Genomic DNA, 2,473 nt, shown 5'->3' on the forward strand with positions numbered 1-2,473 from the left:
AGAAAAAAGGGGGGGGGGGGGGGGGTGGTTTCTTGGGGGGGGGGAGGGGGGGGTTGGGAAGGGGGGGGTGAGGAGGGGCGGGGGGGGGGGGGGGGCGGCCCCGCACGGCGGCCCCGCCCCTTCATGTCATTCGCCGCGGAGCGCTCAGCGGCCCCGGTCCAGGGCCAGCGCCTCCGCCGGGGTGGGCGCCGTACCGCCGAGGTGGGCCGGGACCCACCAGGTGTCTTCCGGACCCTTCGGACGCACCGGATACGACCGCTGCGCCGCCTCCAGCAGCTCCTGGACCCGGCCCCGCAGCCGGTCGGTCAGGGAGTCCGACGGCTCGGCGGGGTCGGCCTCCATCGGCTCGCCCACCCGCATGGTGATCGGGAAGTGGTTGCGGCCCAGCGCCCGCTTGTGGCCCTTGGTCCACAGCCGCTGGGTGCCCCACAGCGCCATCGGCAGCAGCGGGACGCCCGCCTCCTGGGCCAGTCGCGCCGCGCCCGACTTGAAGTTCTTCAGGGTGAACGAGCGCGAGATGGTGGCCTCGGGGAAGACTCCGATGATCTCTCCGGAGCGCAGCGCCTTCAGCGCGTGCTTGTAGGCGTCCATACCGGCCGCCCGGTCCACCGGGATGTGCTTCATCGCGCGCATCAGCGGTCCCGACACCTTGTGCCGGAAGACGGACTCCTTCGCCATGAACCGCACCAGCCGCTTCGCCGGACGGGCGGTCAGCCCGCAGAAGACGAAGTCGAGATAGCCGATGTGGTTGCTGACCAGAACCGCGCCGCCCCGCTGCGGGACATTCTCGGTGCCCTTCATGTCGAAGCGCAGACCCTGCGCCTTGAACATGGTGTGGGCGACGCCGATGACCGGCGGGTAGACGAGCTCTGCCATAGAAGGACCCTTCGTCGAATTTCCCGGGGAGGGCTCTCCCGGCGGAAGTTACGCCGCCGTAGGTATGCGGCTTCTGCCAGATGCTGCCCGAAGTCGGGTGATGGTGCTACCGCCGGACACCCCCCACCCGGGAGATCCTCATCACGTCGGGAATCCCCACGGCCCCGGAAACGCTGCACCAAGGACGGCTGAAGATCGGTGGAAGGAAGTGCGCAGGGGTGCGCGAGACGGACCGGAGCGGGCGGCTGAGCGCCGCCGAGCTGGGCGGGGAGCTGGGGCGGCGGGCCACGCTCGTCCAGTTCTCCAGCGCCTTCTGCCAGCCCTGCCGGGCCACCCGGCGGACGCTGGCCGAGGTCGCCGCGATGGTGGACGGGGTCACCCATCTGGAGGTGGACGCTGAAGCGCGGCTGGAGCTGGTGCGGGCGCTGGGGATCGACCGGACCCCCACCGTGCTGGTGCTGGACGCCTCCGGCCGGATCGTCCGCCGCGCCTCCGGGCAGCCCCGCCGGGCCGATGTCATCGCCGCTCTGGGTGATGCGGTGTGACGACCCCCATCCCGGACCGCACTTGACGGTGTGCTCCGGGCGTCGTCAGGGTGAACCCCATGCGGCCTGGACTCCTTCTCTGTGGACGCGTGCACGTGGATCCGCTGCGGACCGCGAGCGCACGCTGCCCGGGCGGGTGAGCGACGACGAACCCACGGCTCCCCCCGCTCGTACTCTCCCGCAGAAGGGCACCTCCATGACGGCCACGCACGACCTGGGCACACCCCGGTTCGCCGCGTCCTACTCTTCCGCCGATTCCGCTGCCTCCTCCGGTCTCTCCCGTTCCTCCGGCGCCATCGATCCCTCCGCCCTGCTCCGCTCGGCCTTCCGGCGGCATGCGGCCGGGGTGGCCGTGATCACCGCCCACGGTGAGCGCCCCGTGGGGTTCACCGCCACCTCGCTCACCTCCGTCGCCGCCGAGCCCCCGCTGCTCTCGTTCGGCGTGGGCACCGCCTCGTCGAGCTGGCCGGTGATCGCCGAGGCGGCTCATGTCGGTGTACACGTCCTGGGTGAGCACCAGCGGGAGCTGGCCGAGACCTTCGCCCGCAGCGGTGCGGACCGCTTCGGCCCCGGCACCGGCTGGCGCCCGGGCCCGGAGGGGGTGCCGCTGCTGGACGGGGTGCTGGCGTGGCTGGTGTGCCGGGTGGTGGCCCGGATACCCGCGGGGGACCACCACGTGGTCATCGGAGAGGTGACCGCCGGGGACCCGGCCGGGGCGGGCAGTCCGCTGCTGTACCACCAGGGTCGCTTCAACGCTTTGCGGGACTGAGTCGTCCCGCTGATCCTCCGTTGGCAACGTCACAGTTCATGCGGGTTGCGTACGGGGAACCCGGTGGGTGTACTGACGAGTAATATTCCGTTCGGTGCAGGGGCCGCCCCGACCGGGAACCGCACGGGTGCCGTCCCCGAAGGCGCCTATGCTGCCAGCACAAGGCAGCTCGGAAGAGACGATGCAGTAGGAGAGCCGGCGTGAGCTTGAGGATCGTTGTCTGTGTGAAGTACGTGCCCGACGCCACCGGTGATCGGCATTTCGCCGAGGACCTGACTGTCGA

The 2,473-nt window shown here is 71.2% G+C and carries 3 protein-coding genes and 1 pseudogene; 3 read left to right on the forward strand and 1 reads right to left on the reverse strand.

The window, feature by feature from the left end:
* Positions 1–144: 144 nt before the first annotated feature.
* Complete coding sequence (locus AC07FT_RS35815; protein ID WP_479180330.1) at positions 145–876, reverse strand: lysophospholipid acyltransferase family protein; 732 nt, start codon at positions 874–876, stop codon at positions 145–147.
* 218 nt (positions 877–1,094) lie between these two features.
* Here AC07FT_RS35815 and AC07FT_RS35820 point away from each other — a divergent pair, with 218 nt between their 5' ends.
* The 3 genes and pseudogenes from AC07FT_RS35820 to AC07FT_RS35830 all read left to right on the forward strand — a co-directional run.
* A complete protein-coding gene (locus AC07FT_RS35820) occupies positions 1,095–1,421 on the forward strand; it encodes a TlpA family protein disulfide reductase (protein ID WP_478775140.1) in 327 nt (108 codons plus the stop codon).
* Between the two features lie 196 nt (positions 1,422–1,617).
* Positions 1,618–2,190: a flavin reductase family protein gene (locus tag AC07FT_RS35825; protein ID WP_479180332.1), complete on the forward strand. Its 573-nt coding sequence runs from the start codon at positions 1,618–1,620 to the stop codon at positions 2,188–2,190.
* Between the two features lie 200 nt (positions 2,191–2,390).
* A pseudogene (locus AC07FT_RS35830) lies at positions 2,391–2,473 on the forward strand (electron transfer flavoprotein subunit beta); the annotation flags it as partial.

The organism is Streptomyces sp. NPDC045899 (genome assembly GCF_056431485.1).

What these genes read in the sequence shown, in the direction of transcription:
- AC07FT_RS35815 (WP_479180330.1), bottom strand. Translation starts at nt 876, where the DNA reads ATGGCAGAGCTCGTCTACCCGCCGGTCATCGGCGTCGCCCACACCATG.
- AC07FT_RS35825 (WP_479180332.1), top strand. Translation starts at nt 1,618, where the DNA reads ATGACGGCCACGCACGACCTGGGCACACCCCGGTTCGCCGCGTCCTAC.